General features: G+C 71.3%; 23 protein-coding genes. 14 read left to right on the top strand and 9 right to left on the bottom strand.

The annotated features are described in order from the left end of the window. Positions 1 to 32: 32 nt before the first annotated feature. Both AB0L37_RS34040 and AB0L37_RS34045 read right to left on the bottom strand, forming a co-directional pair. Positions 33 to 620 carry a hypothetical protein gene (locus AB0L37_RS34040; protein WP_365514456.1) on the bottom strand — a complete coding sequence of 196 codons (588 nt, stop codon included), beginning with the start codon at positions 618 to 620 and terminating at the stop codon, positions 33 to 35. Beyond that, positions 607 to 1,221 (bottom strand): DUF4291 domain-containing protein, encoded by a 615-nt coding sequence (locus tag AB0L37_RS34045; protein WP_365514459.1) that lies wholly within the window; start codon positions 1,219 to 1,221, stop codon positions 607 to 609. The genes AB0L37_RS34040 and AB0L37_RS34045 overlap by 14 nt, the downstream gene beginning before the upstream one ends. 90 nt (positions 1,222 to 1,311) lie before the next feature. Here AB0L37_RS34045 and AB0L37_RS34050 point away from each other — a divergent pair, with 90 nt between their 5' ends. Then, positions 1,312 to 1,905 carry a hypothetical protein gene (locus AB0L37_RS34050; protein ID WP_365514462.1) on the top strand — a complete coding sequence of 198 codons (594 nt, stop codon included), beginning with the start codon at positions 1,312 to 1,314 and terminating at the stop codon, positions 1,903 to 1,905. A 165-nt stretch (positions 1,906 to 2,070) separates the two neighbouring features. After that, positions 2,071 to 3,003, top strand: coding sequence for a hypothetical protein (locus tag AB0L37_RS34055; protein WP_365514465.1), 933 nt, complete (start codon positions 2,071 to 2,073; stop codon positions 3,001 to 3,003). Between the two features lie 164 nt (positions 3,004 to 3,167). Here the strand turns inward: AB0L37_RS34055 and AB0L37_RS34060 are convergent, their stop codons facing one another. Further along, positions 3,168 to 4,259, bottom strand: a complete 1,092-nt coding sequence (locus tag AB0L37_RS34060) for a hypothetical protein (RefSeq protein WP_365514468.1) — start codon at positions 4,257 to 4,259, stop codon at positions 3,168 to 3,170. Between the two features lie 55 nt (positions 4,260 to 4,314). Here AB0L37_RS34060 and AB0L37_RS34065 point away from each other — a divergent pair, with 55 nt between their 5' ends. Beyond that, positions 4,315 to 5,487 (top strand): cystathionine gamma-synthase, encoded by a 1,173-nt coding sequence (locus AB0L37_RS34065; RefSeq protein ID WP_365514470.1) that lies wholly within the window; start codon positions 4,315 to 4,317, stop codon positions 5,485 to 5,487. A 1-nt stretch (position 5,488) separates the two neighbouring features. On the opposite strand, the gene AB0L37_RS34070 is transcribed toward AB0L37_RS34065, so the two are convergent. The 3 genes from AB0L37_RS34070 to AB0L37_RS34080 form a co-directional block, all read right to left on the bottom strand. Further along, on the bottom strand, positions 5,489 to 5,743 hold the full coding sequence (locus AB0L37_RS34070; RefSeq protein ID WP_365514473.1) for a hypothetical protein: 255 nt from the start codon (positions 5,741 to 5,743) through the stop codon (positions 5,489 to 5,491). After that, a complete protein-coding gene (locus tag AB0L37_RS34075; protein WP_365514476.1) occupies positions 5,740 to 6,225 on the bottom strand; it encodes a sigma factor-like helix-turn-helix DNA-binding protein in 486 nt (161 codons plus the stop codon). Before AB0L37_RS34075 ends, AB0L37_RS34070 begins: the two co-directional genes overlap by 4 nt. Positions 6,226 to 6,302: 77 nt before the next feature. Further along, positions 6,303 to 6,791, bottom strand: coding sequence for a MarR family transcriptional regulator (locus AB0L37_RS34080; RefSeq protein ID WP_365514568.1), 489 nt, complete (start codon positions 6,789 to 6,791; stop codon positions 6,303 to 6,305). Positions 6,792 to 6,966: 175 nt separating this feature from the next. Here AB0L37_RS34080 and ilvA point away from each other — a divergent pair, with 175 nt between their 5' ends. From ilvA to AB0L37_RS34095, 3 genes are all read left to right on the top strand, one after another. Then, positions 6,967 to 8,208: a threonine ammonia-lyase gene (gene ilvA / locus AB0L37_RS34085; RefSeq protein WP_365514479.1), complete on the top strand. Its 1,242-nt coding sequence runs from the start codon at positions 6,967 to 6,969 to the stop codon at positions 8,206 to 8,208. A gap of 157 nt (positions 8,209 to 8,365) precedes the next feature. Then, a complete protein-coding gene (locus AB0L37_RS34090) occupies positions 8,366 to 9,388 on the top strand; it encodes an ATP-binding cassette domain-containing protein (RefSeq protein ID WP_365514482.1) in 1,023 nt (340 codons plus the stop codon). Beyond that, positions 9,385 to 10,224 (top strand): ABC transporter permease, encoded by an 840-nt coding sequence (locus tag AB0L37_RS34095; RefSeq protein WP_365514485.1) that lies wholly within the window; start codon positions 9,385 to 9,387, stop codon positions 10,222 to 10,224. The genes AB0L37_RS34090 and AB0L37_RS34095 overlap by 4 nt, the downstream gene beginning before the upstream one ends. A gap of 72 nt (positions 10,225 to 10,296) precedes the next feature. Here AB0L37_RS34095 and greA read toward each other — a convergent pair whose 3' ends face one another. Both greA and AB0L37_RS34105 read right to left on the bottom strand, forming a co-directional pair. Beyond that, positions 10,297 to 10,794: a transcription elongation factor GreA gene (gene greA / locus AB0L37_RS34100; RefSeq protein ID WP_365514487.1), complete on the bottom strand. Its 498-nt coding sequence runs from the start codon at positions 10,792 to 10,794 to the stop codon at positions 10,297 to 10,299. Between the two features lie 203 nt (positions 10,795 to 10,997). Beyond that, positions 10,998 to 11,402, bottom strand: a complete 405-nt coding sequence (locus AB0L37_RS34105; RefSeq protein WP_365514490.1) for a DUF4307 domain-containing protein — start codon at positions 11,400 to 11,402, stop codon at positions 10,998 to 11,000. Between the two features lie 129 nt (positions 11,403 to 11,531). Between AB0L37_RS34105 and mca the strand changes: the two genes are divergently transcribed. From mca to AB0L37_RS34120, 3 genes are all read left to right on the top strand, one after another. Next, positions 11,532 to 12,413, top strand: coding sequence for a mycothiol conjugate amidase Mca (gene mca, locus AB0L37_RS34110; RefSeq protein WP_365514493.1), 882 nt, complete (start codon positions 11,532 to 11,534; stop codon positions 12,411 to 12,413). After that, complete coding sequence (locus AB0L37_RS34115) at positions 12,406 to 12,645, top strand: hypothetical protein (RefSeq protein WP_365514496.1); 240 nt, start codon at positions 12,406 to 12,408, stop codon at positions 12,643 to 12,645. Before mca ends, AB0L37_RS34115 begins: the two co-directional genes overlap by 8 nt. Positions 12,646 to 12,816: 171 nt before the next feature. Next, positions 12,817 to 13,410 (top strand): dihydrofolate reductase, encoded by a 594-nt coding sequence (locus AB0L37_RS34120; RefSeq protein ID WP_365514499.1) that lies wholly within the window; start codon positions 12,817 to 12,819, stop codon positions 13,408 to 13,410. Here the strand turns inward: AB0L37_RS34120 and AB0L37_RS34125 are convergent. Then, a complete protein-coding gene (locus AB0L37_RS34125) occupies positions 13,407 to 16,616 on the bottom strand; it encodes a tetratricopeptide repeat protein (RefSeq protein WP_365514502.1) in 3,210 nt (1,069 codons plus the stop codon). The two genes, AB0L37_RS34120 and AB0L37_RS34125, sit on opposite strands and share 4 nt — an antisense overlap. Before the next feature lie 119 nt (positions 16,617 to 16,735). Between AB0L37_RS34125 and AB0L37_RS34130 the strand changes: the two genes are divergently transcribed. The 5 genes from AB0L37_RS34130 to AB0L37_RS34150 all read left to right on the top strand — a co-directional run bounded on the left by AB0L37_RS34130 (position 16,736) and on the right by AB0L37_RS34150 (position 25,381). After that, on the top strand, positions 16,736 to 18,778 hold the full coding sequence (locus tag AB0L37_RS34130) for a thioredoxin domain-containing protein (protein ID WP_365514505.1): 2,043 nt from the start codon (positions 16,736 to 16,738) through the stop codon (positions 18,776 to 18,778). Positions 18,779 to 18,925: 147 nt separating this feature from the next. Beyond that, complete coding sequence (locus AB0L37_RS34135) at positions 18,926 to 20,200, top strand: glycosyltransferase (protein WP_365514508.1); 1,275 nt, start codon at positions 18,926 to 18,928, stop codon at positions 20,198 to 20,200. Continuing rightward, positions 20,197 to 21,819: a phospholipid carrier-dependent glycosyltransferase gene (locus tag AB0L37_RS34140; RefSeq protein WP_365514512.1), complete on the top strand. Its 1,623-nt coding sequence runs from the start codon at positions 20,197 to 20,199 to the stop codon at positions 21,817 to 21,819. The genes AB0L37_RS34135 and AB0L37_RS34140 overlap by 4 nt, the downstream gene beginning before the upstream one ends. Further along, a complete protein-coding gene (locus tag AB0L37_RS34145) occupies positions 21,816 to 22,991 on the top strand; it encodes a glycosyltransferase family 2 protein (RefSeq protein ID WP_365514515.1) in 1,176 nt (391 codons plus the stop codon). The genes AB0L37_RS34140 and AB0L37_RS34145 overlap by 4 nt, the downstream gene beginning before the upstream one ends. Then, complete coding sequence (locus AB0L37_RS34150; RefSeq protein WP_365514518.1) at positions 22,988 to 25,381, top strand: galactose oxidase-like domain-containing protein; 2,394 nt, start codon at positions 22,988 to 22,990, stop codon at positions 25,379 to 25,381. The genes AB0L37_RS34145 and AB0L37_RS34150 overlap by 4 nt, the downstream gene beginning before the upstream one ends. The last annotated feature ends 6 nt before the right edge of the window (positions 25,382 to 25,387 follow it).

Genomic DNA, 25,387 nt, shown 5'->3' on the forward strand with positions numbered 1-25,387 from the left:
CATCGGGCCCTCGTCCGGCAGGGGCCCCTCGGTCACAGTCCGGTCGGATGGCCGGAAAGCCAGGCTTGATGCCGGGCCCGGACGCCGTCCCGTTCGGCGGGCGTCGTGAGGATCAGGTCGGCGCCGCCGTCGTAGGGGTGATGAATGCGGCGCAGCCCGGTGTCGGTGACGAAGACCTCGGCGACCTTCTCGTCCGCGACGGCGCGCAGCAATGGGTCGACACAGCCGCGCCGCCACGGCCGCCGGTCCGCGTACAGCCGGAAGTGGACGTGGCAGGCGGGGTCGGGATCGCTCACGTCGGACTCCGTCCACCACCGCTCACCCTCGGGGTGCAGCCGAGGCCGCGGGGAGGCGTCGCCGACGGGTCCGTCCGCGGTGTCCGACCAGTCCATGGAGACCACGAACACCTCCTGCCCGGCGAACAGTTCGTCGAGCGCGGTGTTGTACCGCCCGAGCACGACGGCGTACTCGCTCTCGTCCTCCGGGTACCGCTTCGATCCGGGCAGGCTGTGCAACCGCACCCAGCGGTCCGCGTACACCGTACGGAACCGATGGGCGAGCGGCGGGCACGGTCCGCGCCGCGCCCGCCACAACGCAGCGAGCCCTTCAACACCCGACACGTGCCCTCACCAGCCGCTCCGTCAACCGCTCCTGCCCCGGATACGGCAGCTCCACCGGAAGCAGCCCGGCCGCGGACTCCACCTCGCCCGCCGCCACGAGCGCCCGGACCTCATGGGCGAGCGGCGTCACGTCCGTGATGCCCACGGCCCACTCATCGGCGTACCGCCGCACCGCCTCCCCGGACAGCCCCAGCTGCAACGACCGGTACGGCAGCGGCCGCAACCGCAGGTCCCGCTCGGGGTCCCACTGCACACGGGCGGGCGCCTGCCTCAACTCCCGCTTCCAGGAGGCCTGATCGGTGTGCACCCCGCGCGTGTAGCTCGACAGGCAGGCGTTGCGCAGCGCCCACTCGAAGCCGGCGCGCTCGATCTCGACGGCGAGCACGACCTCCTGCCCGGGCTTCGCGGCCCAGCCGCAGCGGTACATCATCCACAGGAACGACGGCTTGATCCACGTCATCCGGTCCCGCTTCCACCCCTCCGGAAACCGCCCGTCACGAGCGGCGGGCAGGCCGATCCCGGGGGAGTAGGCCTGGTAGACGGTGACGGTGGAGCCGGTGTACGCGGCACGGATCTCGTGAGGCGGTCGCTCGGGTGTCATGCGGTTCAGGGTGCGTCGCGGGGGCGGAGGCGGCCACCGAATTTCGGCTGCCGGGTGAGCGCGGCGAGGGCCGTGGTGGAACATCGGGGCATGGATGTCCCCGAACTGCTGGAAGCCGCCGGCCTGTTGGTTCCCGAGGAGAGCGCCACCGAGAACGACATCACGGTGGCCGACGTCTGGGAGTACCTCACCCACGACGAATGGGAGCTGGCCCTCGGGCTCCTGGAGGAACTCGCCGATGCCCGGCCGCTTCCGCTCGGCTTCTGGGAAGACCTGGCCACCGCCGCCGAGCAGTTGCGGCTGGAGAAGAGCGCGGCCTGGTGCCATTGGCGCTCCTACGAGGCATGCCACGGCATCATCCGCGCCGACCTCACCCTCCGCCCGGCCGCCGAGGCACGGCGCCGGACGCCCATCTCCGGCGCCGGCGTCCTGCGCCCGATGTGGAACATCGGAAACCGAACCCCGACAGGCGACGACCCGGCCCTCGACATCGCCCGCCTCTGGGTCGAGCGCACCCCCTTCCTCGAACCCGGCGGACGAGCCACGGTGCGCCTCGCGCCCCTTGATCCTCAGCGGTGGCGGCATCTCGGGCCCGGCCAGGTGATCACGATGCACGAGGACCGGTCGGTGGCCGGGTCGGCAGTCGTCCTGGAGGTTCGGCGACCGGCGGCCCCTGCCGCGTAGACGTCATCCGCTCCCGGGGCCTCGGAGGACCGCCCCGCCCGCCCGCCGGGGCCCCACTGTGCCGGGGGCCGAGCGGGGCGGGCCGCCCACCGACTAGCATCGCCGAGTTCGTGCCACCCACCGGCCCGGGCATCGCGGCACGGCCTACAGGGGAGCTGACACGGCATGAGGACGAAGAGCGCAGCGGCGTGGGCGGTAGCGGTGCTGATGCTCGGCGCGGCCGTCGGCGGCTGTGCCGGGCAAACGGACAAGGGACCGTCCGGCAGCGGCGCGAAGCACACGAAGTCCGACCGCGAACCCGAGGACAAGCCTGATTCACGGGTCGTCGAGGACGACGACGACCACACCGTCCTCGAACTGTCCGACGGCCGGCAGGTGTCCCTCCGCTTCACTCGCCGCGGCCTGGAGGCACAGCATCGCCACACGTCTCACGACGCCTGGTCCGCCCGGCAGACGGTCTATGAGACCGGCACCAAACCGTGCCACGGCATCAGGGCGAAGGCGTACCGGGACACCGTGTGGCTCGCGGCCGGCTTCGGCGTGTACTGCAGGGACGGCGAAGAACCGCAAGAGGTGATCGCGGCCGTCGCCACCGGGGACCTCTCCACCTGGACCACCGACCCGACCAGGAACACCGTCCCCTGGCCGAAGGCCCGCATCCGCGACGGTGGCGCCCGAGTGGACTTCGTCGATCGCAGCATGCTGGAAACCACCACGCTGACCTGGCGCAAAGGCTCCGGATTCGCCGAGGTGGCCACGGAGTACAAGCCCATCCACCCCTGGTTCGTGGGCCGGTGGCGAGCCACGGACGGCAGTCAGGAGCTGACCTTCCACCAGGTCGGGCCGGGCAGACGCGCACGCGTGGTCATCGAGTCCCGCACCGGCCCGCGATGCGCGGGCAGCGCCATTGTCTCCGGCATCGACCAGCACGACCTGTCCATGAGGAACTTCAAGCTCGATCAGGGCACCAGGACCGTCAACTGCCCGCCGAAGGAGCTCGAGTACTCCTTCGACGTGAAGTCCTCGGACGGCCCGCTGCGCCTGCGCAAGATCGGCAACCACCCGAAGACCGTCCTGACCTATGAGCGGGCGGGCTGACGTACGACTGCGCGTGAGGGGCGGCTGCACGGGCCCGGGTGGAGGCGCTCGAAGCGGAGCTCGCCCGGACGGGCAGGAGGCATGGCCGCGGCTGCGGATCGCCCGGGAGGCGGTGGCCGGAGAGGGCCCGCCGAAGCGGGCCCTCCGGCTGGTCGGACGGGGTGTCAGGCGCGCAGGGTCGCCGGGCTGCCGCCGTTCGCCTCGTAGCCCGCTACCGCCAGCGCCCGGTAGACGGCGTACGACGACGCCGGGTCCTCCTCCGCCGTCCACGGGATCGCGCCGATGTGGCCGTCGACCCGTACGAGCTGCTGCATCGCCTCGGCCCAGCGCTCGCTGCGGACCAGGAAGAAGACCAGCAGGTGACGGACGTGGGCGAGCATCGGGTCGTCCGGGCGGGCCTCGTGCACCGCGTACAGGGCGCCGTGCAGCGCCTTGGTGACGACCTCGCTCTCGTAGAAGCCGCGCACCAGGTTGAGGTCGGGCATGTGCTCGTACAGGGCGAACAGGGGGAGCGCGGCGAGGAGGGAACCGCGCGGGGCGCGCGCCGCCGCGGCCTCGGCGAACGCGAACGCCTCGTCGCGCGAGCCGTGCCACTTCTCCGTCCAGTAGCGCAGGCCCGCCAGGTGCGCGCCCATGTGCCCGGGCGCGGTGTCGAGGATCTTCAGCCACAGCTGCTCGAACTCGGACCGCGAGTAGCCGAGGCCGCGCGCCACCGCCAGGTGCGTGATGTGCGGGACCGGGTCACCGGGCGCGAGCAGGGCCGCCTGCTCGCACGCGGAGCGGGCCTCCTCCAGGACGATGCGCTGCTCGTCCGGCGTCCCGCCGCCGCGCCACGCCTGCTGCACCAGGAACTCGGCGAAGACCTGCGCCCCGCCCGCGTCCTTCGGCTGCTGCGTGCGCCACGACTGGAGCCACCCGGCCCCGCGCCGCTCCGTCTGCTGCATCTCCAGAGCGGCGGCGCCGGCGATCGCCTGCACCCGCTCCCAGCGCGCCTCGGTCTCCTTGCCGGTCCCGGCGAGCAGCTGCGAGGCCGCCGTGAAGTCCTGCGTGCGCTGCACCACGGCCATCACGTCCAGGAGGTCCTGGTCGGGGCCGGGCAGCCGTACGTCCAGCTCTTCCTGCCGTACGAAGCCGTAGTCGGCCGGGTCGGCGGCGTCCGGGGAGCCGGGGGCGACCTGACGGATACCGCCGCGCCGCCGCAGCATCACCACCCAGGCGATCATGAGGACGGCCATCAGGACCCAGAGAATTCCCATACCTACAAGCTAACCGAGGTCGCGCGACCGCTTCGGCGCACTACTCTCGGGCGGCATGAGCAACACGCACAGCAGCCAGTCCGGACCCCGCGGGTTCGAGACCACCGCCATCCACGCCGGCAACACGGCAGATCCCGTCACCGGCGCCGTCGTCCCCCCGATCTACCAGGTCTCCACGTACAAGCAGGACGGCGTCGGCGGCCTGCGCGGCGGATACGAGTACAGCCGCAGCGCCAACCCCACGCGCACCGCACTGGAGGAGAACCTCGCGGCCCTGGAGGGCGGCCGGCGCGGTCTCGCCTTCGCCTCGGGCCTCGCCGCCGAGGACTGCCTGCTCCGTACGGTGCTGAGCCCGGGCGACCACGTGGTCATCCCGAACGACGCGTACGGCGGCACGTTCCGTCTGTTCGACAAGGTCGTCTCGCGGTGGGGTGTGCAGTGGTCCGTCGCCGATACGAGCGACGTCGACTCCGTGCGCGCCGCGCTCACCCCGAAGACGAAGGCCGTGTGGGTCGAGACGCCCTCGAACCCCCTGCTCGGCATCACCGACATCGCCGCCGTCGCCCAGGTCGCCCGTGAGGCGGGCGCGCGCCTCGTCGTCGACAACACCTTCGCGAGCCCCTACCTCCAGCAGCCGCTCGCGCTCGGCGCGGACATCGTCGTGCACTCGATGACCAAGTACATGGGCGGTCACTCGGACGTCGTCGGCGGCGCTCTCGTCGTCAACGACCCTGCCCTGGGTGACGAGTTGGCGTACCACCAGAACGCGATGGGCGCCGTCGCGGGCCCGTTCGACTCCTGGCTCGTGCTGCGCGGCATCAAGACGCTGCCCGTCCGCATGGACCGGCACAGCGAGAACGCCGGCCGCGTCACCGAGATGCTCACCCGCCACCCGCGCGTCACCAAGGTCCTCTACCCGGGCCTGCCCGAGCACCCGGGCCACGAGATCGCCGCCAAGCAGATGAAGGCGTTCGGCGGCATGGTGTCGTTCCAGGTGGAGGGCGGCGAGGAGGCCGCTGTCGAGGTGTGCAACCGCGCCAAGCTCTTCACGCTCGGTGAGTCCCTCGGCGGTGTCGAGTCCCTCATCGAGCACCCGGGCCGCATGACGCACGCCTCCGTCGCGGGGTCCGCCCTGGAGGTGCCCGCCGATCTCGTACGCCTCTCCGTGGGCATCGAGTCGGTCGACGACCTGCTCGCCGACCTGCAACAGGCCCTGAACAAGGGCTAGTTCACCAGCCGGTCATCGGTGGAGTCGTCGTCGACGGCGGCTCCACCCACGGGCGCGCCATCGTCGCCCACACGAGGAACGCCACCACCGCCAGGCACAGCACGCACCACAGCAGCCGCCGTACGAGCAGCCGGCGCCGCAGCACCCGGCCGCCCCTGCGCATCGCCTCGGCGCACAGCTCGGCCGGCACCACCGGCGGCGGCGCGGCGTCGAGCACGGCCCGTACCGTCGCCTCCTTGCGCTCCTGAAGACTCATGCGGGACTCGCCCCCTGGAGTTCGGCCGGCGCGGGGCCGCGCGGCGGGTGCAGGACGAGGGCCATCGCGCGCAGATGCACGGCGCGGACCCGCTCCGTGGGGAGCCCGAGCAGGGCCGCGGCCTGCTCCTCGCCGATGCCCTCGAAGAGACGCAGGACGAGGACGAGACGCTCCTGCGCGGTCAGATGCCCCAGCACGCCGCCGCGGTCGTGGTGTTGATACGGAAGCCACATGCCGTGCGCGAAGCGGACGGCCAGTTCCTTACGGGCGCAGTCGTAGGGATCCTCGCCCCGAAGACGGTCCCAGGAGGCATACGTACGGGCGAGGGCGGCCGTCAGCAGCCGCTGCGCGCGCGGATTGTCGTCCGGGGGCTCGGCGGTCAGCAGGGTCGCGGCATGCAGCAGCCGCCCGGCCGCGCCCGCGACGAACGCCTCGAACTCACGGGCCCGGCGGGCGTTCCTCGACGCCTGCCGTTCGCGCACGCTTCATATGAGGCCAGCCGCGGCCCCCCGGTCAAGAGGCGGGAGCCGCACTGGTCGTACGGGGGACGCGTGAGGCGTCAGTCCTCGGGCGACGGAGCGGGCTGGCCGCTCTGGCGTGCCGAGAGCGCCGAGTTGAAGCGCGTGAGGAGCGCGCAGAACTGCTCGCGCTCCTGCGGCTCCCACTCCTGCGTCAACTGCGCCATCAGCTCTCGCCTGGACGAGCGGACCTCGTCGAGGCGCGCGAGACCGCGCGGCGACAGCTGGAGCACCACCGCACGCCCGTCCTCCGGGTGCGAGGTGCGCTTGACGAGACCCGTGTCGACCAGCGGGGCGACCTGGCGGGTCACCGTCGAGGAGTCGATGCCCATGCTCGACGCGAGCGCCTTGACGCCCATGGGGCCTTCCTTGTCGAGGCGGTTGAGCAGCAGGTATGCCGCCCGGTCCATCGAGTTGCGCACCTGCCCTACCCCGCCGAGGCGGGTCTGTTCGGCGCGACGGGCGAAGACCGCCACCTCGTGCTGCAGCGTGTCGAGGAGGCCGGAGTCGCCGACGGTCGTCATGTCCATCGTTTCCTGTGGTGTGGGCATGGCCGGGTGCTCACTTCATGCGTGGGTGGTGGATTGCACTGGATTGGGGCACAGGGTACGCGGCGAAAGCGCTGGCCGTACCTGCGCTGCGCAATCCGGTCTCGGAGCGTGAACATCCCAGGAGACGTATGCCGTGAGCTGCGAGACTTCGGTCATGAGCTACAGCGCGTCTGACTACTTGCCCGCCAAGGCGCCCACGGTGACGCTCGACGACGTACGAGGCGCCCAGAAGATGCTCTCCGGCGTGGCCAAGGTGACCGCCCTGCAGCACAGTCACCACCTGTCACAGCTGGTCGGCACCCCCGTGCACCTCAAGTGCGAGAACCTCCAGCGGACCGGATCCTTCAAGCTGCGCGGCGCCTACGTGCGGATCGCGGGGCTGCTGCCCGAGGAGCGCGCGGCCGGGGTCGTCGCGGCCAGCGCGGGCAACCACGCGCAAGGAGTGGCCCTCGCCTCCTCGCTCCTGGGCGTGCGCTCCACGGTGTTCATGCCGGTCGGCGCGCCCCTGCCGAAGGTCGCCGCGACCCGCGACTACGGCGCCGAGGTGCGGCTGCACGGACAGGTCGTCGACGAGACCCTCGCCGCCGCCCAGGAGTACGCCGAGCGGACCGGCGCCGTGTTCATCCACCCCTTCGACCACCCGGACATCGTCGCCGGCCAGGGCACGCTCGGCCTGGAGATCCTGGAGCAGTGCCCGGAGGTGCGCACCATCGTCGTGGGCGTCGGCGGCGGCGGTCTCGCGGCGGGCATCGCCGTCGCGGTCAAGGCGCTCCGCCCCGACGTGCGGGTCATCGGCGTGCAGGCGGCGGGCGCGGCCGCGTACCCGCCCTCCCTGACGGCCGGGCACCCGGTGGCGATCCCGGCCCCGGCGACGATGGCCGACGGCATCAAGGTGGGCCGCCCCGGCGACGTCCCGTTCACGCTCGTCCGCGACCTCGTCGACGACGTCCGTACGGTGTCGGAGGACGCCCTGTCCAGCGCCCTGCTGCTCTGCCTGGAGCGCGCCAAGCTGGTCGTCGAACCGGCCGGGGCGAGCCCCGTGGCGGCGCTCCTGAGCGAGCCGGAGTCCTTCGAGGGTCCGGTCGTCGCCCTGCTCTCCGGGGGCAACGTGGACCCGCTCCTGATGCAGCGCGTCCTCACCCACGGCATGGCCGCCGCCGGCCGCTACCTCTCCCTGCGCCTGCGCCTGACCGACCGCCCCGGCGCCCTGGCCACGCTCCTCGGGGTGCTGTCGGTCGCCGATGCCAACGTCCTGGACGTGAGTCACGTCCGCACCGATCCGCGCCTCGGGCTCACGGAGGCGGAGGTCGAGCTGCACCTGGAGACGAAGGGGCCCGCGCACTGCGCCGAGGTCGGCGCCGCCCTGCGCGAGGCGGGCTACACCGTCATCGGCTGAATCACGGAAAACCCGTTGAAGCGACGCGATACATCGCGATAGCGTGTGGCGCGCGTCACTCGACAGCGGGCGGGTGTGGCACGGCAAATCTAGACTTTCTCCACATAAGGAACGCGCGGGACCGGATCACAGGAACATCCACCCTTGGGGGAGCGACATGCCAGGCGCCATCTACGCCGAAGGTCTGGTGAAGACCTTCGGCGACGTACGGGCTCTGGACGGCGTCGATCTCGACGTACCGGAAGGCACCGTCCTCGGACTGCTCGGGCCGAACGGAGCGGGCAAGACGACCGCGGTGCGCTGCCTGACGACCCTGCTCACGCCGGACAGCGGCAAGGCGGTCGTCGCGGGCATCGACGTACTGAAGCAGCCGAACGAAGTGCGGCGCTCGATCGGCCTGTCCGGCCAGTTCGCCGCCGTCGACGAATACCTGACCGGCCGGGAGAACCTCCAGATGGTCGGCCAGCTCTACCAGATGCGGGCCAAGGAGGCGAAGGCCCGCGCGGGCGAGCTCCTGGAGCGGTTCAACCTCGCGGACGCCGCCGACCGGCCCTCCAAGACGTACTCGGGCGGCATGCGCCGCCGCCTCGACCTCGCGGCCGCCCTCGTCGTCTCGCCGCCCGTCATGTTCATGGACGAGCCGACCACCGGCCTCGACCCGCGCAACCGGCAGCAGCTGTGGGAGGTCATCCAGGAGCTGGTGGCCGGCGGCACGACCCTGCTCCTGACCACCCAGTACCTCGAAGAGGCCGACCACCTCGCCCACGACATCTGCGTCGTCGACCACGGCCGCGTCATCGCCCGCGGCACCTCCGACCAGCTCAAGGCCCAGACCGGCGGCGAGCGCGTCGAGGTCGTCGTGCACGAGCGCGAGCACCTCGACCCCGCCGCCGAGGTCCTGCGCGGCTTCGGCAAGGGCGAGGTCGCCGCCGAGCAGCACACCAGGAAGCTGACGGTGCCGGTCTCCGGCGGCGCGAAGCTGCTCGCCGAGGTGATCCGCGAGCTCGACACCCGCGGCATCGAGATCGACGACATCGGCCTGCGCCGCCCGACCCTCGACGACGTGTTCATCTCCCTGACCGGCCACCTCGCCGAAGAGGCCGACGAGACCGACGAGGCCGCCAAGGCCGGCAAGTCCGCCAAGTCCGGCAAGGCCGAGAAGAAGGGGGCCGTGACATGACCGCCGTCACCACGACCGCGCCGCGCCCCGCGGGCGGCATCGGCCAGTCGATCCGGGACTCCCTGGTCGTCGCCAAGCGCAATCTGATCCGCATGACGCGGATCCCCGAGATGGTCATCTTCGGCCTGATCCAGCCGATCATGTTCGTGGTGCTGTTCAGCTACGTGTTCGGCGGCTCGATGGTCGTCGGGAACTCCACGGACCCGGTCGACTACCGCAACTTCCTGATGGCCGGCATCTTCGCGCAGACCGTCACCTTCGCCACGGCGGGCGCCGGCGCGGGCATCGCCGACGACATGCACAAGGGGCTCATCGACCGGTTCCGTTCGCTGCCCATGGCGCGCGGCGCGGTCCTCACCGGCCGCACCATCGCCGACCTGGTGCAGACGGCGCTGACCCTGCTGGTCCTCGCGATCGTCGCGCTCCTGGTCGGCTGGCGGATCCACGAGGGCATCTGGAAGGCGCTCGGCGCCTTCGGCCTGCTGCTCCTGCTGGGGTACGCGTTCACCTGGGTCGGCGCGCTCATCGGCCTGTCCGTGCGCACCCCGGAGGCGGCGACCTCCGGCGGCCTGATCTGGCTCTTCCCGGTCACCTTCGTGTCGAACGCGTTCGTGGACTCCAGCAAGATGACCCCCTGGCTGCGCCACGTGGCGGACTGGAATCCGTTCAGCGCCACCGTGCAGGCATGCCGCGAGCTGTTCGGCAACCCCGGCGTCTCGAACTCACCGGCCTGGCCGATGCAGCACGCGGTCTGGGCGTCGGTGATCTACTCGGTGCTGATCATCCTGCTCTTCCGCACGCTCGCGGTCCGCAAGTACCGCTCCGCCGCGGCCTGAGCCGGACCCCTCCGCACATGAAGCGGGGCCCCGGATGTGATCCGGGGCCCCGCTTCATGTGTCACCCGGGCGTCAGCCGCCGTACGGCTCCGCCTTGAGGATCTTCACCGAGGCGAACTTGCCGTTCGGCAGCTCGTACTCGGCGTCCTCCCCGACCTTCTTGCCGTTCACGCCCGTGCCCAGGGGCGACTGCGGCGAGTACGTCTCGATGTCGGAGCTCGCGTACTCGCGGGAGGCGAGCAGGAACTCCATGGTGTCGTCCTCGTCGCCGTCGAAAGCGATCGTGACGACCATGCCGGGCGCGACCACGCCGGTCGCGGCCGGGGCCTCACCGACCTTCGCGCGCTCCAGGAGCTGGGTCAGCTGGCGGATGCGGAGCTCCTGCTTGCCCTGCTCCTCCTTGGCCGCGTGGTACCCGCCGTTCTCGCGCAGGTCGCCCTCCTCGCGCGCCGCCGCAATCTTCTGCGTGACTTCCTCGCGCGCGGGACCAGACAGGTACGCCAGCTCGTCCTTGAGCTTGGTGTACGCCTCCTGCGTCAGCCAGGTGACGTCTTCGCTGGTCTGGGTCACAGGTCGCTCCTCGTAGGTACTGGGAATACAAAGCATCGCCCTACCCAGAAGGATGTTCCCCCTCGGGTGGGCGAAACCACGAGCCTAACAATTCACGGGTCAAAGGGGGAGGACATAAGGCATCAGTTTTACGTCGACGCAGGTCAACGCCAGCAAACCCGGCCTGGACCGAGCCGGCCGGAGTCGGCGGGAGCCGGAGGGACTCAGTCGGAGTGACAACCGACGAGCTCGGCCGTCGTGCCCTTGCCGCCCGCCGTACGCAGCGTGACGACCTTGTCGATGCGGTCCTTGTGCTGGTCGAAGCGGAAGTCGGCGCGGCCGACCTCGGCGCCGTCCGCGTCCTGCGAGCGGATCGTGCAGTAGCCGCTCGCGCCGGTGTCCTTGCGGATCTCCAGATGGACCTTGACGTTGTCGTCGTAGGCCTTGAAGGCGATGACCTCGCCGCTGAACTTGTTCCCGGCGACGTAGTACCAGCCGAACCAGACCATCAGCGCGGCGAACAGGGCGCCCAGCACGATCGCGGCGATCTTCAGCTTCCGGTCGGCGCGGGCGTCGGCCGAGCGCGACGACCCGTACCGGCCCTCGGGCAGCTGCTGCACGGCGCTCATCGGCCAGTTCCTCTCGCGTCGCCCGCCAACATCCGGGCACCGGAATTTTCCGCCCCCCGGTTCGGTCACTATAGAAGCGCCCATTGCGCCGAAAAACACCAGGGCGCCTTATCTCTTGAGGATCTTGTCTTGACTGAGCAGCTGCGACTGATGGCCGTTCACGCCCACCCCGACGATGAATCGTCCAAGGGCGCGGCCACCATGGCCAAGTACGTGTCCGAGGGGGTGGATGTGCATGTCGTGACCTGCACGGGAGGCGAGCGCGGCTCGATCCTCAACCCGAAGCTCCAGGGCGACAAGTACATCGAGGAGCACATCCACGAGGTGCGCAGGAAGGAGATGGAGGAGGCCCGCGAGATCCTCGGCGTCAAGCAGGACTGGCTGGGCTTCGTCGACTCCGGCCTGCCCGAGGGCGACCCGCTGCCGCCGCTGCCCGAAGGCTGCTTCGCCCTGGAGGACGTCGACTACGCGGCCGGCCGCCTCGTGAAGCAGATCCGTTCGTTCCGTCCGCAGGTCATCACGACGTACGACGAGAACGGCGGCTACCCGCACCCCGACCACATCATGACCCACAAGATCACGATGGTGGCGTTCGACGGAGCGGCCGACGCGGAGAAGTACCCCGAGGACGAGTTCGGCCCGGTCTTCCAGCCGTCGAAGCTCTACTACAACCAGGGCTTCAACCGGCCGCGCACCGAGGCGCTGCACGAGGCGCTCATCTCGCGCGGCATGGAGTCGCCGTACGAGGACTGGCTGAAGCGGTGGGACGAGTTCGGGCGGGTCGAGCGCACGCTGACCACGCATGTTCCGTGCGCCGAGTTCTTCGAGATCCGCGACAAGGCCCTGATCGCACACGCCACGCAGATCGACCCGGACGGCGGCTGGTTCCGGGTGCCGCTGGAGATCCAGAAGGCCGTGTGGCCCACCGAGGAGTACGAGCTCGCGAAGTCGCTCGTCGATACCTCCCTCCCCGAGGACGACCTCTTCGCGGGCGTCCGTCACAATGCCTGATGTGACTGCGAATCTGGCAATGACCCATCTCGTCCCTCTTGCCGCCCAGGAGGTCGACGAGAACAAGGTGACCCCGGGTGTGCTCGGGTTCATCGTCTTCGCCGTGATGGCGCTCGCCGTCTGGGGCCTGATGAAGTCGATGAACCGGCACATGGGCAAGGTCGACTTCAAGGAGAAGGGCTCCGCCGACGAGGCGGACGCGGAGTCGGACGAGGTGCGTACGTCGGCCTGACGCTGCGACGACCGGCCACGGCGACCGCCGGTCCGGCCGGCGGGTGCCGGTCGGACTCTGCTCTGCGGGCTCCGGCGCCGCGGCACGGATCGCGGCCGTCGCCGGCCGCTCGGCGGAGAGTCCCGCACCCGCGCGGCGATGAGTTTCGCGGGTGCGCGGGGTCGTACAGGTATGACCTCTACGAGCCCCGTCCTCATGCACGCCGTCGTCTCCGTCGACGGGTTCATCGCCGACGCCCAGGACCAGGTGGGACCGCTGTTCGACTGGTACGGCAACGGCGATGTGCCGCTCGGCGACGGAGGCGGGTTCCGGATCTCCGAGGCGTCCGCCGACTACACCCGGCCGATGTGGGACAGCCTCGGCGTGACGATCATGGGCCGGCACCTGTTCGACATCACCAACGGCTGGGACGCGAAGCCGCCGGCCGGCGAGCACGTCGTCGTGGTCTCGCACCGGCCCCGGCCCGCCGACTGGCACCCCGAGGCCGCGCACTACCACTTCGCCGGTGACGTGGCCGAGGCCGTCGCCACCGCGAAGGACCTCGCGGCAGGACGGTCCGTGGCGATCACCGCCGGGGACATCGGCGGCCAGGCCTTCGCCCTCGGCCTCGTCGACATCGTGGCGATGGACGTCGTCCCCGTCGTCTTCGGCTCCGGCAAGCGCTACTTCGGCGCCACCGAGGGGCAGCACCTCCTGGAGGACCCGCACGTGGTGATCCAGGGGGACCGGGTGCTGCACCTCCAGTACCGGGCCTCCAAGGGCTAGGCCGTCTCGCCGACCACCACCCCCATCACGTCCCGCGCATGCCGGTCCGGGACCATGCCGAGGCGCCAGGCCTGCCAGCCCGCGTCCAGGTCCACGCCCCGCTCCAGGAGCAGCCCGTACGCCTCCACGTAGTCGTCGAGCTTGCCGTCGCGGGTGGGGTTCGGGGTGCGGGCGAGCTGGGTCAGCTCCTCCTGGGCGACGGCCGCGCCCACCTCCGAGCCGCCCGGGGACGCGTACGGGAGCAGCGTGCAGCGCAGGAAGACCGCCCAGTCCTCGCCGCGGCGGTCCCCGTACGAGGAGAAGAGCGACGCCGCTTCCTCGCACAGGGCGACGGCCTGCTGGAGGCGGGCGTTGCCCGCGTCGACGACCGCGAGCTCCAGGCACGTCCACGCCTCGCCGTGCGCGACGCCGATCCGCTGGAAGTCGGCGCGGGCGTCGACGAGGAGCTGGCGGGCGAAGCCGGAGTTGCGCAGCGAGCCGGTCTGCGCGGCGCGCTGGTCGCGGGTGACGCGGGCCGAGTGGTGCCGGGCGCAGGCCAGGCCGTACACGTCGCGCATCCGGGAGAACATCGTGCGGGAACGCTCCAGCTCGCGCACCGCCTGGTCGAGGTTGCCGGTCTCCTCCAGGGCCTGGCCCAGGTAGTAGTACGACCAGGCCTCGCCGCGCGCGTCCTCGTTGTCGCGGTGCCGGGAGGCGGCCTGGCGCAGGCCGTCCACCGCCGTCGACGGGTCACCGTCGACGAGCCGGGCGCGGGCCAGCTGGGTGAGCGCCCACGCCTCGCCGCGGGCGTCGCGGGTGCGCCCGTACAGATCGAGCGCGGACCTCAACTCCTCGTCCGCGCGCGGCACATCACCCATCCGCAGGCACAGCTGCCCGAGCTGGAAGTGCGCCCACGCCTCGCCGTGCAGCGACTCGTTCTCGCGGTGCAGGGCGAGCGCGTCGGTGAGCAGCGCGAGCGATGCGCGCACGTGGGCACGGTCGCGCTCGACGGCCGCGAGGGCGTGCAGCGTCCAGCCGCGGTCGCCCTTGGTCTCCGGCGTCGTCTGGAGGTCGAGGGCCTCCCTCAACTTGGCCGCGGCTTCGGTGAGTTGGCCCTGGTGGTGCAGGGTGATGCCGAGCGAGCACAGGGCGCGGGCCTCGCCCGCCTGGTGGTGGGCCTCGCGGTAGAGGTCGACCACCGAGGACAGGGTGGTGCGCGCCTGGTCGAGTTCGCCGAGCTGGCGGGCCGCGATGCCGGTGCGCCACTGGACCGAGCGCACCAGCAGACCCTGGTCGATGGCCTGCGTCAACTCGCTGATCTCGCCCAGGCGGTAGAGGTCGCCGCGCAGCAGGCAGTAGTCGCACAGGGCGCCGAGCAGGCCGAGGACCGCGTTCTGGTTGACGCCCTCCGCGTGGCGCAGCGCCGCCGTGATGAAGCTCGACTCGTCGTCCAGCCAGCGCAGTGCCGCGTCCAGGGACGTGAAGCCGTGCGGGCCCATCTGTCCGGCCCGCGTCGACATGTTGCCGTCGACGAGACGGATCACGGAGTCGGCGAGGTCCGCGTAGTTCTGGATGAGGCGCTCCTGCGCGGCCGTGCGCTCGGCGGGCTCCTCCTCGTCGGCGAGGCGGGCCTGCGCGAAGGTGCGCACGAGGTCGTGCAGGCGGTAGCGGCTGCCGCGGACGTGGTCGATGAGGCCCGCGCGGGACAGGGCGGTCAGCTGGCGGGTCGCCTCCTGCTCGTCGGTGGCGAGCAGCGCCGCCGCAGCGGCCGCGCCCAGCGAGGCCCGTCCGGCGAGCGCGAGCCGGCGCAGGAGGCGGCGGCCCTGCTCGGACTGGTCGGTGTAGCGCAGCCACAGCACCCGTTCGACCGGCTCCACGGGCCCGTACGCGCTCAGGTCGGCGGCGAGCCGGCGGGTCGTGCGCGGGCCGATGGCCGACCCGGCGACGCGCAGCGCCAGCGGCAGGCCGCCGCACAACTCCCGTACTGCTTCGGACGACTCGGCGTCGTAGGGGCCGCTGGTGTCCTCGGCCGCCTCGCGGAGCAGCTCCTCCGCGCCGGCCTCGTCCAGCGCCTCCACCGGCAGGTGGTGCACCCACGCCGGGGTGTCGTCGGGCAGCGTCAGCGGCTTGCGCGCGGTGACGACGACGAGGCTGTCGGAGCGCTCGGGGATGAGCGTGCGGACCTGCTGCGCGTCCTGCGCGTCGTCGAGGACGATGGTGACCGGCAGCCCCGTCAGATGCTGGTGGTAGAGCTCGCTCAGCCGCTTGACCTGCTGCTCCGGCGAGGAGCGCTCCCGGAAGAGGAGCTGCTCGCGCGGCGCCCCGAGCCGGTTGAGGAGGTGGAGCAGCGCCTCGCGCGTCGTCAGCGGCGGCGCGTCGGCCCGGTCCCCGCGCAGGTCCACCACGCACGCCCCGCGGAACTGGTCCCGCAGCTCGTGCGCCGCCCGCACCGCCAGCGTGGTGCGCCCGGACCCCGGCGCCCCGTGCAGGACCACGACCGTCGGCCGGGTCTCCGTACTGGCCCGCGCCGCGTGCACCCACTGCGCGATCCGCGACATGGCCTCGCGCCGCCCGGCGAACGGGCCCTCCGGCGCGGGCAGTTGGCCGAACGACTGCTCAAGGACGTTCCGCCGCCGGGCCGCCGCGCTCTTGTCGGTGCGGCGCAACTGCGGCGTCGGCTTCTTCGCGCCCCCGGCGCCCGTCGTCGCGGCGAGCACGCGCTGCTGGTCGAGGAACGGCCGGATGCCCCGCACCTCCAGGGCGGTCAGCCACTGAAGGCGCAGTTGCTCGGGCCCGCCCGGCTGGCTCAGCGCGCCCGCGCTGCGGCTCGCCGCCGGTACGTGCGAGGCGGCCACCTTCACGAACGTCGCGGAGGCCCCGAGCACCGCCACCGCGGCGCCCGTCCCCATGGCGATCCCGGCCCCGGTGCCCAGCGCCAGGTCGGCGAGCACGGCGGTGACGGCGCCAACCCCCGCCACCTGCAAGGGAGTCGACCCGCCCTCCTTCGCGAACCGCTCCCGGAACGTCATCTGCCCGGCCTCGGCCTCGTCCAGGGCCCGGCTGTACGCGGCGTACTCCTCCGCGGCCGTCTGCCCCATGGCGTCCAGTGCGCCCCGCGCCCGCGAGAGCAGCACCCCGCCGTCCGTACGCCCGCCCGACCGCCTGACCTCTTCCTCCACGGCCCGGGCCAACAGCCGCTCGGCCTCCGCCCGATGGCTGTCTCGCATCTTCGGTCCCCCTCCGGTGGCGTCAGTTCCGGGTCAAGTGTCCTGCGTATGGGGTGAAGGCGCGAGGGGCTCGGCGATCAAAGACGCGACTGTGACAGGCATGAGCGAGGATGGACGGTATGCCGAACCGACTGGCCCAAGAGACGTCCCCCTACCTCCTCCAGCACGCCGACAACCCGGTGGACTGGTGGCCCTGGTCGGCCGAGGCCTTCGAGGAGGCGCGGCGGCGGGGGGTGCCGGTGCTGCTCAGTGTCGGGTACTCCAGCTGCCACTGGTGCCATGTTATGGCGCACGAGTCCTTCGAGGACGACGCCACCGCCGCCGTCCTCAACGAGAAGTTCGTGAACATCAAGGTCGACCGCGAGGAGCGCCCCGACGTCGACGCCGTCTACATGGAGGCCGTGCAGGCCGCCACCGGCCAGGGCGGCTGGCCCATGACCGTGTTCCTGACGCCGGACGCCGAGCCGTTCTACTTCGGCACGTACTTCCCGCCGGAGCCCCGCCACGGCATGCCCTCCTTCACCCAGGTCCTGGACGGCGTGCACAGCGCCTGGACCGACCGGCGCGGCGAGGTCACCGAGGTCGCCGGGAAGATCACCGCCGATCTGGCCGCTCGCGAACTGCCGTACGGGGACACGCAGGTGCCCGGCGAGGAGGAGCTGGGACAGGCGCTGCTCGGGCTCGTGCGCGAGTACGACGCCACGCACGGCGGGTTCGGCGGCGCGCCCAAGTTCCCGCCGTCCATGGTCATCGAGTTCCTGCTGCGCCACCACGCCCGCACCGGCGCCGAGGGCGCGCTCCAGATGGCCGCCGACACGTGCGAGCGGATGGCGCGCGGCGGGATCTACGACCAGCTCGGCGGCGGCTTCGCGCGCTACAGCGTGGACCGCGAGTTCACGGTGCCGCACTTCGAGAAGATGCTGTACGACAACGCGCTGCTGTGCCGGGCCTACGCGCATCTGTGGAGGTCGACCGGCTCGGAGCTCGCCAAGCGGGTCGCATTGGAGACCGCCGACTTCATGGTGCGCGAACTGCGCACGAACGAGGGCGGGTTCGCGTCCGCGCTCGACGCCGACAGTGAGGACCCCGCGAGCGGGAAGCATGTCGAGGGCGCGTACTACGTATGGACGCCCGCGCAGTTGAACGACGTGCTCGGTACCGAGGACGGGGCTGTCGCCGCCCGGTACTTCGGTGTGACCGAGGAGGGAACCTTCGAAGAGGGAGCCTCGGTTCTTCAACTGCCGCAGAGTGACGAGGTGTTCGACGCCGCGCAGATCGCCCGGATCCGGGACGGCCTGCGCACCGCCCGGGACGCACGGCCCGCGCCCGGCCGTGACGACAAGGTCGTCGCCGCCTGGAACGGCCTGGCGATCGCCGCGCTCGCCGAGACCGGCGCCTACTTCGGCCGCCAGGACCTCGTGGACGCCGCCGTGTGCGCGGGCGACCTCCTCGTCCGGCTCCACATGGACACGCACGCCCGCATCTCCCGTACCAGCAAGGACGGCCAACTCGGCGCCAACGCCGGAGTGCTGGAGGACTACGCGGACGTCGCCGAAGGGTTCCTGGCGCTCGCGTCCGTCACCGGCGAAGGGGTCTGGCTGGAGTTCGCCGGCTTCCTGCTGGACCACGTGCTCGACCTGTTCGTGGACCGGGAGAGCGGGGCGCTGTACGACACCGCGAGCGACGCCGAGAAGCTGATCAGGCGGCCGCAGGACCCGACGGACAACGCCACGCCCTCCGGATGGACCGCGGCGGCCGGCGCCCTGCTCTCGTACGCCGCGCAGACCGGGTCGGAGGCCCACCGGACCGCCGCCGAACGGGCGTTGGGCGTCGTCAAGGCGCTCGGACCGCGCGCGCCGCGCTTCATCGGCAACGGCCTCGCGGTCGCCGAGGCGCTGCTCGACGGACCGCGCGAGGTCGCCGTCGTCGGCGAGATCGGCGGGCGGATGCACCACGCCGCGCTCACCGGGACCGCGCCCGGCGCCGTGGTCGCCGCGGGCGCGGAGGGCAGCGACGAACTGCCGCTGCTCGCCGACCGGCCGCGCGTCGAGGGGCGTGAAACCGCGTACGTCTGCCGTCACTTCGTGTGCGACGCCCCGGTGACCGACATCGACCGACTCGGTGGGATCTTGGGCGAAACACAGGCCCGGCGCAGCCTTTGATGCGAGATATTTAACGTAATACGACCTCCGGATTCACAGTTTCCCCATATTCTTCGATGCATCGGTGTTGGGTGTGACGGGTCGTCACACCTGGGGGAGCCGGGAAGATCTGGGGGGATCTGCTTGTTCGCGTCCGAGGTCGGCGCTGTGCTCAGCGCTGCGCTAGTGGCGGCCGTCTCACTGGCCTTGTTCTGGATGGCCGCCTTCACCCTGTGGTGGCAGATGCACGCCTGGCGCACGCCGGAAGTGCTCGCCTCCACCCGCTTCGGGAGCCCCGACGATCACGGGGCTCTGTCCTTCTCGCTGCTGCTGCCGGCCCGGCACGAGCAGGCGGTGCTCGATCACACCATTCAGCGTCTCCTGGAGTCCGGGCACCGTGACTTCGAGATCATCGTCGTCGTGGGGCACGACGACCCGGAGACCGCGGAGGTCGCCGAGAAGGCCGCCGCCCGCGATCCGCGTGTACGCGTCGTCGTGGACACGCACGCGAGGAAGAACAAGCCCAAGGCGCTCAACACGGCGCTGCCGCACTGCCGCGGCGACGTCGTGGGGGTCTTCGACGCCGAGGACCAGGTCCACCACGACCTGCTCGCGCACGTCGACCACGCCTTCCGCTCGACCGGCGCCGACGTCGTGCAGGGCGGCGTCCAGCTGATCAACTTCCACTCCAGCTGGTACGCGCTGCGCAACTGCCTGGAGTACTTCTTCTGGTTCCGCTCCCGCCTTCACCTGCACGCGCAGAAGGGGTTCATCCCGCTCGGCGGCAACACCGTCTTCGTGCGCACCGATGTGCTGCGCGAGGCCGGCGGCTGGGACCCCGAGTGCCTCGCCGAGGACTGCGACCTGGGCGTACGCCTGTCGAGCACCGGCAAGAAGGTCGTCGTCGCGTACGACTCCGACATGGTGACCCGTGAGGAGACGCCGGGCACGCTGGTCTCGCTCCTCAAGCAGCGCACCCGCTGGAACCAGGGCTTCCTCCAGGTCTACCGGAAGAAGGACTGGAAGCAACTGCCCACGTTCCGGCAGCGGTTGCTCGCCCGGTACACGCTGATGACGCCGTTCCTTCAGGCGTTCACCGGGCTGATCATCCCGCTGAACATCGCCGTCGCGGTCCTCGTCGACGTGCCCGTCGGCATCGCCTTCGTCACCTTCCTGCCGGCCGTCACCGCGTTCGTGACGTTCGTCTTCGAGGTCGTCGGCCTGCACGACTTCGGCAAGCAGTACGGGCTGAAGGTGCGCCTGCCGCACTACCTGAAGCTCATCGTGGGCGGGCCGTTCTACCAGGTGCTGCTCGCGGGAGCGGCGATCCGTGCCGTCTGGCGTGAGCAACGCGGGCACGGCGACTGGGAGTTGACCCGCCATACGGGAGCTCACCTCGACGAGCCCGGCCCGATTCCGGCCCGAGAGGACGTCCTCGCGTGACCGCGACCCTTCCCGCGGCGGGCAGCTCCAAGCCCGTCGCGCAGAGCACACCTGTCCCCGCCCGCCTGCGCACGCCGCAGCGTGCCGTACGGTTCCGCAGCTCACCGGCCGATCTCGCGCTGTGCGGCGCGCTGCTCGCCGCGATCGTCCTCGTGCAGGGCTGGAACATCGCCGGGTACCCGGGGTTCAGCGACGACGAGGGCACCTACCTCGCCCAGGCGTGGGCCGTGCAGCAGGGCAAGGGCCTCGCGCACTACACGTACTGGTACGACCATCCGCCGCTCGGCTGGCTCCAGTTGGCGGCGGTGAGCTGGTTGCCTTCGCTCGCCGACCCGTCCGCGATGACGGTCGGCACGATGCGGCTGATCATGCTCGGGGTCAGCGCCGCGAGCGCCGTCCTGCTGTACGTCCTCGCGCGCAGGCTGCGGCTTCCGATGTGGGCGGCCGGCCTGGCCATGGTCCTGTTCGGGCTCTCACCGCTCTCCGTCGTCCTCCAGCGGGAGATCTTCCTCGACAACATCGCCGTGATGTGGATGCTCCTCGCGTTCTGCCTCGCCGCGTCCCCGAACCGGCACCTGTGGCACCACTTCGCGGCGGGCCTCGCGGCCGCGACGGGCGTGCTCAGCAAAGAGACGATGCTCGTGCTGCTGCCCGCGCTCCTGGTGACGATGTGGCGGCACGGGCATCCGGCGACCCGCAAGTTCGCGCTGACCGGCGCGATCACCGCGTGCGCGCTCGTCGGCCTCTCGTACCCGCTCTTCGCCCTGCTCAAGGGCGAGCTGTTCCCCGGCGGCGGGCACGTCTCGCTGTGGGACGGCATCACCTACCAGATGAGCCGGCCCGGCTCCGGTTTCATCCTCGACCCGGGCTCGGGCTCGTACGGCGTACTGCACTCCTGGCTGTACTACGACAGGGTCCTGCCGATCGGCGGGCTCGCGGCGGCCCTGTTCCTGCTGGTGGTGCTGCGCTGGTCGGTGACGGCGCGGGCGCTCGCGGGCCCCGCCCTGGCCGTCGCGCTGCTCGCCCTGGTCGCGCTGCGGCCGTCCGGCTACCTGCCCGCGATGTACGCGGTCCAGGCCCTGCCGTTCCTCGCGCTCGTCCTCGCGGGGGCGGCGGCGGGCGTCGCGCACGCGCTGCTCAACCGGGGGCGCGGGCCGAAGGGCGTACGGATCACGGCGGTCGCGGTCCTCGCGGCCTGCGCCGCCGGGTTCGTCGTGCCGCGCTGGTACGACGGGGACCGCACCGCGATGACCGTCGACGCGAACGCGCCCTACCGGGGCGCCGCCGCCTGGATGGCGACGAAGGTGAAGGACCCGGCCCATACCCGCGTCCTCGTCGACGACGCGCTCTGGCTCGACCTCGTCCACGCCGGATACGAGCCCGGACGCGGCGCCATCTGGTTCTACAAGGCCGACCTCGACCCGGCCGTCGCCAGGACGATGCCGCACGGCTGGCGGGACGTGGACTACGTCGTCGCCTCGCCGACGGTCCGCCGTGACGCGGCCGACCTGCCGCAGGTGCGTGACGCGCTCAAGCACTCGGCGCCGGTCGCCACCTTCGGCGAGGGCGCCGACCGGATCGAGATCCGTGAGGTACGGGCGGAGGGGGCCGCGCGATGACCTCTCATCCCGAGTCCGGGGTGGAGCCCCGCATCGACGCCGCCGAGGTGCCCGAGCCGGGCGCCGTCACCGTCGTCGTACCGACCTTCAACGAGCGGGACAACGTACGGGAGTTGCTGCGCCGGATCACCGAATCGGTGCCGGGGCGGCTGCCCTGCGAGGTCGTCTTCGTCGACGACTCCACCGACGACACCGCAGACGTCGTCCGGGAGGCGGCGAAGGACTGCCCGTTCCCGGTGACGGTCCTGCACCGCGACGCACCGGACGGCGGCCTCGGCGGCGCCGTCGTCGAGGGCATCAGGGCCGCCACGTCCGACTGGGTCGTCGTGATGGACGGCGACCTCCAGCATCCGCCGTCCCTCGTACCGGAGTTGGTCGAGCACGGCGAGCGCGACGGCGTCCAGCTGGTCGTCGCCAGCCGCTACGCGAAGGGCGCGAGCCGGGCCGGCCTCGCGGGCGGCCACCGTGTCGCCGGGTCCCGCGTCCTCACCTGGCTCGCCAAGGGGCTCTTCCCACGCGCCCTGCGCGGCATCGGCGACCCGATGAGCGGCTTCTTCGCGATCCGCCGCGCGGCCGTGCGGACGGACGACCTGCGGCCGCTGGGCTACAAGATCCTGCTCGAACTGGCCGTGCGCTGCGGCCTGTTGAGGGTGAGCGAAGTGCCGTTCGCGTTCCAGGAGCGGTACGCGGGCACGTCCAAGGCCGGGATCCGTGAGGTGCTGCGCTGCCTGCGTCACATGGTCGCGCTGCGCACCGCGTCACCGGCCGCCCGCATGCTGGTCTTCGGCCTCATCGGCCTGACCGGCTTCGTGCCCAACCTCGGCGCCCTGTGGGGCCTCACTCAGCTGGGCGTGCACTACCTGCCCGCCGAGATCATCGCCAACCAGGCGGGCGTCGCCTGGAACTTCCTGCTCATCGAGGGCCTCCTCTTCCGCGACCGGCGGCGCCACCGCCACTGGGCCGACCGCACGGCCCGCTTCGCGCTGCTCGCCAACGCGGACCTGGTGCTGCGCATCCCGCTGATCGCCCTGTTCGTAAGGGAGTTGGGGCTCGCAGTGGTGTCCGCGACGGCTCTCGCCCTCGTCACCACGTTCGTCCTGCGCTTCATGGGGACCGAAGCGCTCGTCTACGCGAAGAAGGCCACGCAGACCACCGAGGGAGCCGCCGCATGAGAACGAACCGCCGCACCGCACTGACCGGCGTGGTGGCCCTCGCCGCCTCGCTGCTCATGGCGGTGCCCCAGCCCGCGTCCGCCGCGAACCTCATCAAGAACCCCGGCTTCGAGACGGCCGGGACCGGCGACATGCCGTCCTGCTGGGAGAAGTCCGGCTGGGGCGACAACGACTTCTCGTTCACCGCGACCTCCGACGCGCACACCGGCTCCAAGGCCATGAAGGTCGAGCTGATCCGCCGGGTCAGCGGCGACCGCAAGGCGCTCATCACCGAGTCCGACACCTGCGCGCCGCCGGTCGGCGTCGGCAAGCAGTACGACCTGGGCCTCTGGTACAAGTCGACGACACCCGACACGTCCCTCACCCTCTTCCGGCACGACAAGACGGCGGGCTGGCAGTACTGGACCGACCTCAAGACGCTGCCGATCAGCGGCGGTTGGGCGCAGGCGAGCGTCCGTACGCCGGAGGTGCCCGCCGGGACCGACCGGATCAGCTGGGGCGTCTCCGTCTACGGAACCGGCTCCGCGACCACCGACGACTACACGATGGAACAGGTCGCCGATCCGGTCCCCGACCCCGTCTGCACCGGCACCGCCGACGAGTGCGCGAACGGCAAGTGGCAGGTCCTGCCCACGCAGAACCCGGTCCGCTCCATGCACTCGGTCGTCCTCAACAACGGCAAGGTCCTGCTGATCGCGGGCTCGGGCAACAGCGAGGAGATGTTCAAGGCCGGCACGTTCACGTCGGCGGTCTACAACCCGGCGACCGGCACGTACAAGCAGATCCCGACGCCCAAGGACATGTTCTGCGCGGGCCACGTCCAGCTCGCCGACGGCCGCGTCCTCGTCATGAGCGGCAACAAGGCCTTCCCGGCCGCCGACGGTTCGCACGGCTACGAGGGCTTCAAGGACTCGTACATCTTCGACCCGGCGACCGAGACGTACAGCAAGACCAACGACATGAACGACGGTCACTGGTACCCGTCCGCGACCGTCATGGGCGACGGCGACGTCATGTCCTTCGGCGGTCTGCGCGAGGACTCGACCGGGTCGGTGACCGCCGAGCGCTTCGACTCGTCCACCGGGCAGTGGCTGCCGATGACGCAGGTCAACCAGACCTGGTCGTACTGGGGCCTGTACCCGTCGATGATCCTCATGCAGGACGGCCGGCTCTTCTACTCCGGCAGCCACGTCTTCGGCAACGGCACCCCGGGCACCGGATCGTCCGTCTACGACTACGACAAGAACACCGTCACCGACGTGCCGGGCCTCCAGAACAAGGACCAGCGCGACCAGTCGGCGAGCGTGCTGCTGCCCCCGGCGCAGGACCAGAAGGTCCTCACCATGGGCGGCGGCAACATCGACTCCAACCCGGACGCGAACCGGCTCGTCGACATCATCGACCTGAAGGCCGCGAACCCGTCGTACGTGGCCGGGCCCCAACTTCCGCAGGGGAAGGTCGACCTGGGGAACGGGCCGCAGCCCGAGACCGGCGCGCAGGGCAAGATGTACGTCTCCGCCGTCCTGCTGCCCGACGGCAAGGTCCTGGAGACCGGCGGCGCCCTCCACAACCGCGCGAACCCGGTCTACGAGTCGTCGATCTTCGACCCGGCGACGACGACCTTCGACCCGGTCGCGCCCGACCCGGAGGCCCGCGGCTACCACTCCTCCGCGTTCCTGCTGCCCGACGGCCGCGTCATGACGACCGGCGACAACCCGGGCAACGGCACCTGGAACCACAACGTCTCCCTCTACACACCGCCGTACCTGCTCAAGGGCGCGCGCCCGTCGATCACGTCGGTCATCGACCAGGAGTGGAAGTACGGGGACACGCAGCGGATCACGGTCGACCGGCCCATCGCCAAGGCCGAGCTGATCCGTCCGGCCGCGGTGACGCACTCCTCCGACCCGAACCAGCGGTACGTGGATCTGCCGCTGTCCGTGGACGGGAACAACGTCGACCTGAACGTGACGTCGAACCCGAACATGGCGCCGCCCGGGTGGTACATGCTCTTCGCGGTGGACGCGAACGGGGTGCCCTCGGTGGCTCGGTGGGTGCATCTGACGGGGCCGGACGCTTTGGCTGCCTCCGCGCCCGACGCGCATGTGCACGAGTTCGCCGGGGAGCTTGCGGCCGAGCCCAAGGCGGTTCGGGGGCAGCGGTCTTCGGCGCCGGTCAGCCCTACGGTCTCCGGGTGCGACCGGCACTACGGGTCCGTGAATGTGTGCGTGCCTACGGTGTTCCCGGCCGGCGTCCGGTCCCGGTGCGCCTGGTTGAAGCGGCAGGACTACGGGCCGTTGAAGGTGAACGGGCGGGATGACCCGTTGAGGTTGGACCGGAATCGGGACGGGGTCGCCTGTGGGCGGGGGGACTTCTCGTCGGCCCGATGACGGTTG

Source organism: Streptomyces sp. NPDC052225 (assembly GCF_040679615.1).
In the GTDB taxonomy this organism is placed as follows: Bacteria; Actinomycetota; Actinomycetes; order Streptomycetales; family Streptomycetaceae; genus Streptomyces.